This window comes from Marinobacter sp. G11 (assembly GCF_021282325.1).
GTDB lineage: Bacteria > Pseudomonadota > Gammaproteobacteria > Pseudomonadales > Oleiphilaceae > Marinobacter > Marinobacter vinifirmus.
In genome coordinates, this window is record NZ_JAJSPB010000068.1 from 1 (window position 1) to 4,060 (window position 4,060).

Consider the following 4,060-nt stretch of genomic DNA (forward strand, 5'->3'; position numbering starts at 1 on the left):
CCATCCTGGACCGGCTCGTACACAACGCCTACAAGATCAATCTGCGGGGCGAATCCATGCGAAAACAGCAGGCAAAGTTGACGGGCACTGAGACTTCGGAGTAAGAAGAGAAACCCCGCGTCGCTACACTCCGATGGGTGGCAGCCTTGCCCCGGTCCGGGTGGCAGGCTTCACGTGGAATGGGTGGCAACCTTCAGCGGTTTACGCAGAATACGTTGAAACGCAACATTCTGGCCACTGCGATTGCAGGGATGACAACACTGTCGGGAAGTTGGGCCGCGACGGCAGCGGAGGTTGAATTCCACGGTGATATGGATAACCGCTTTCAGGCCTACACCAATCAAAGAGACTGGTTTGCTGGTGGTAACTCAGGTGGCGGTACGCTGAAAGATGACGAGCCGACCGAGAGCTTCGGCGAGGTCAAATATCGCTTCTGGGCGAAGGCAACTTCCGACGACAAGAAAGTTACCGGTGTATTCGCGACGGAGATTGGTGGCATCCGCTACGGTGAGGGGTCGGGTGGCGACTATTCCGGTGATGGTGTGAACATCGAAACACGGTGGGCTTATGTGGATTTCTTGGTGCCCAACACGCTAGACCAGCGCGTCTCGCTGGGCTTGCAGCCAGTGTCAGTGAACCGACATGTCTGGACTGAAACCGCCACAGCCGCTGTTTGGAAAGGCTCACTGGGCTCTGGATTTGACTATCAGTTGTTATGGGGGCGAGGTGACTCTTCCAATGAGAGCGGCGTCGACTCAGAACAGGACGAAGGCTGGGATGGCGCGGACAACTTCGCGATCAACCTGAACAAGCGTTACTCACCGAACCTGAGCGCGGGCCTATTCTATCTCTATCAGATGAATGATCAAATTGCTGAGGGAGTAGGTACGGTAAATAGCAGGGAGTATGAACTGAAGAGTATCGCTGATAACTCCAAATATTCCGTTTCCAGCTTTGGGGTGGAGATGGATTATGGTCAAGAGACGTCGCTAGGCCGCATGTTCGTGAAGGGTACGGTGATTGGCCAAAGCGGAACAATAGAAGGTGTAAATTTCGTCCCATTGAATGGTGCTACGAATCCCAATACGAACTATGACCTTTCGACCGTTCTGGGACGCGGCGAGCTCGGGCTGCAATTTGGACCAAACCAACTGACGTACACCGTGCTCTACGCATCGGGCGATGGCAATGAGCAAGACGGGGACTTCGACGCCTTCATCGCCACGGATGTCGACTTCAGCGACAGTATGATTTTTCAGGAAAACATGACGAGCGATGACTACTTCGCCGAAACGCCCTATATCCTCGACAAAGGGTATTTCATGAACAAGCTACAGCTCGATCATAAAGTAGCGGCCAATATTACGGTCAGCGGAATGATTGTCTACAACCGCTTGGCTGAGGACATTGCACTTGCCGATGGATCGTCCTCAAAAGATCTCGGACTGGAATTTGGCTCCAAGGTCTCGTACTTCCCATACCCTTCGCTTGAGCTGTCGGCAGAAGCTGCATACCTGGCATCAGGCGATGCCATGGATGCGCTGGAGGAAACTGCCTTACAGGACGGCAAAAGCGATCAGGACATTGTTCATGTTGCCGGTCGGGTAAGGTACAAGTTCTAACAAGAACGGGGTGGTGGGAGCGCCACCCCGCTTTTGTTATACGAAATGAATCCGCATTAAGTGACTTTTTCCTATGATGACTCGTTCTGCAGTATTTGTGTTCCTGATGCTACTACTAGCTGGTGCGGTACAGGCGGTTGAGCGTGAGCATCCAGCAAAGGCAAAGGTCATTCAGGTAGATCGTGATCAAAAAGTGCTTTCCCTCACAGTCGACGATGCCACTGTTGAGGTAGGTGATTTGTTTGTTGTGTTGCGGGAGCCTGATCATGCAGGCATCCCGGAGAAAAACCTTGCAGTCATCGGTATCGAGAGTATCGGAAAGGATCAAGCAGTAGGGAAAGTGCTGTTTGGAACGATGCCCTCCGTTGGCGCTGTATCGAAACGCTTCTACGGTATTCCGGCGGTGTTTACTGACAGAGTCGGCGATCCCACGCCGGTAACGCCGGCGTTGAAAGCCCGATTTCCTGATCTTTTGTGGCGGGACGAGCCAGAGGCGTCAAACGATGTGCCATTGGTGCGCTTTCAAGTTACCGGGAGAGGTCAAGCCGTTGCGACCTACAATAACACCTGGTTGGTCGGCATCGTACAGACCGATGCTGAAGCACATCGGGTAGGTTCAGTTGAGGGGGAGGCTTCATCGTCTCCATATGCGAAGCTGCCAATCAATGCAAAGTCGTTGTCCGCGTTTCGTTCTGGCAGCGATTACTATTTTGCGGCGGAGCATGGAAACAAACTCAGCTTTTTCCTTGTTGATTCCAGCGGGGCTGTTCAGAGCCTGGCGTCCATTGAGGTGCCCCGTCGGGAGAAAGTCATCCGAATGGACTGGTACGTTTCAGAGAACTCATATTACCTCATTTTGAATCAGTGGAATGGCCGTAGTGTTTCAAGTTCTTTGATCCAGTTGGCCGAGGGGAAGGCTGAAACCATCGGTTTCATTCCCTTAATCTTGGGATTGCAGGATTTGGACGCTGACGGTCGCCGGGAAACTATTCTCGGGCAGTCTTTCTACTCAGAGCAGGGGTTTGGTTCAGAGATCTATAAAATATCAATCTCACCGAACGGGCCTGATCTTGAGAAGGCCGTTCATGAAGAATTAAGCCAGTACACGCCAGTGTTCCGGGTAATCGGTGCCGTTGTTCAGAACGAACCGAGACCTTTGAATATGGTGACCGTCTCCCAAGGGAAGGTTTCATTTTTCCCTGCTGGCACCGAGGGCCCACATCTGGACTATGAGATTGGAAGCCGGGTGGCAGGCACGAGTATGACTTACGACGTGTCGCCTGAGTTGGTGTTTAGTCCGAGGCAAACACTATTTTTGCCGAACCTGCTCGTACGCTCCGGTGGGGACGCAGTTAATATCGGGATTCCACAGGAATCCAGTGCAGCCGAAGATATGATAGGTGTTTATGATACTCGAGTTGATTGGTTGACGCTGAGATCCGGGAAATCTCCCAAAACGCAGTCAACAAGTCTTCTAACGTCGGTTCCGGTGTCCCCCGTATCAGGCAATACAGAGTTATTCTTTATGTCGCCGGATGAAAACTCAGTTCAAAGTGACAGTTTTGACGTTGAGACGTTGGTGTATCGGGCTGCTATGCCTACTGGTCGCTGACTAAAGCTGGATAAGTTGCCCTTGTAGTCGTCAAATGCTTCTGGGAAGCTCGATTAGAACCCGAAGACCACCTTTGGGTGATATAGAAAAATGCATGGCACCACCGTAGTCATTGATGATTTCCTCAACGATTGATAGGCCAAGGCCATAGCCAGGGGTTTTTTCGTCCAGTCTTTTCTGGCGCTTGGTAAGATCGGCGAGTTGGTGTGACGCTACTCCGGGGCCGTCATCTTCAACAAGAATGGTCAAAGTGTCATCGTGAAGTTTCAAGTGTAGATGAACTTCCTGAGAGCACCATTTGCTTGCGTTATCAAGCACATTACCCAAGATCTCATTAAAATCACGCTCATCAATTGGCCAGACAAGCTCTCTGGGTAATGTTTCTTGAAGATGGATCTGTTTGTAAGGATAGATTCGACTGACTACGTCCACCAGTGCCAGAGTTCTCTCAATGATCGGTGTCGCCTTTCCAATGTACTGACCGGACATTTCGGTTTTTCTCATTTGAGTGTCGATCAGCTCGTGCATTTCAGACAGTTGAGACTTAATTTGACTCGCGATTGTGGTGGGAATTGTAGTGGTCAACTAATCCCGGACAGTATTTTAAGATTTTCCTCAGCTGCAACAGGCGAAATGCCGCCGTTAAACGCGTGAGGCCGCTGCCGGTTGTAGTAGTCCATCAGATAGCCACCAACATCTCTTTTGAGCCTGTAAATAAATCTGTGTAACTGCCCACCCCATTACAGGTGACCGTCCAGGCGGTCACCGAATTCGATAATAAAGCGATTCAGTGCCGGCTTCCAATCACGGATCGGCATCGTCCATT

General features: G+C 51.2%; 4 protein-coding genes. 3 read left to right on the top strand and 1 reads right to left on the bottom strand.

Annotated elements, in window-relative coordinates:
* The 3 genes from LWH94_RS18810 to LWH94_RS18820 form a co-directional block, all read left to right on the top strand.
* On the top strand, positions 1–104 hold a 104-nt coding region (locus LWH94_RS18810), incomplete at its 5' end, for an ATP-binding protein (RefSeq protein ID WP_232903267.1).
* A gap of 75 nt (positions 105–179) precedes the next feature.
* Positions 180–1,622 (top strand): hypothetical protein, encoded by a 1,443-nt coding sequence (locus LWH94_RS18815; RefSeq protein WP_232903265.1) that lies wholly within the window; start codon positions 180–182, stop codon positions 1,620–1,622.
* 73 nt (positions 1,623–1,695) lie between these two features.
* Complete coding sequence (locus tag LWH94_RS18820; RefSeq protein WP_058341920.1) at positions 1,696–3,234, top strand: hypothetical protein; 1,539 nt, start codon at positions 1,696–1,698, stop codon at positions 3,232–3,234.
* 30 nt (positions 3,235–3,264) lie between these two features.
* Here the strand turns inward: LWH94_RS18820 and LWH94_RS18825 are convergent, their stop codons facing one another.
* Positions 3,265–3,762, bottom strand: a complete 498-nt coding sequence (locus tag LWH94_RS18825) for an ATP-binding protein (RefSeq protein ID WP_232903266.1) — start codon at positions 3,760–3,762, stop codon at positions 3,265–3,267.
* Between the last annotated feature and the right edge of the window lie 298 nt (positions 3,763–4,060).